1 protein-coding gene is annotated in these 337 nt (G+C 76.6%); it reads right to left on the bottom strand.

Annotated elements, in window-relative coordinates; translation table 11 throughout:
- Positions 1-18 precede the first annotated feature (18 nt).
- Positions 19-337 (bottom strand): FAD-dependent oxidoreductase (locus tag DW309_RS05080; protein ID WP_168387182.1); only part of this gene is annotated, 319 nt, incomplete at its 5' end.

The raw sequence follows: 337 nt of genomic DNA, 5'->3' as shown, positions 1-337 counted from the left end.
GCGCCCGTGGCCTCGGGCTCAGCGGGCGTCCTCCAGCAGTGACCGGATGACGCCGATCGCCGCGAGCTGACCGGCCGCGGCGGCGAGCAGCACCGCGGCCATCGGCCCGGGGAGGGTCGCGCGATGAGCGAGGTCGCCCGCCGCGAAGACGCCGCCGACCGAGGTGTGTCCGAGCTCGTCGATCTCGATCGAGCCGGAGTCGAGCATCCGCAGTCCCAGGTCGGCCGCGAAGGGGGCGCGCTGGCGCGCCGAGGCCGCGGCGACGAAGACTCCGGCCACGTCGAGGTCGCCGTCGGCCGTGCGTACGCGCACCCCCGCGCCGTGCTCCGAGACCTCG

The sequence above is a fragment of the Microbacterium sp. K41 genome (genome assembly GCF_004794395.1).
GTDB lineage: Bacteria > Actinomycetota > Actinomycetes > Actinomycetales > Microbacteriaceae > Microbacterium > Microbacterium sufflavum.
This window is presented reverse-complemented; position numbering and strand designations above follow the sequence as displayed.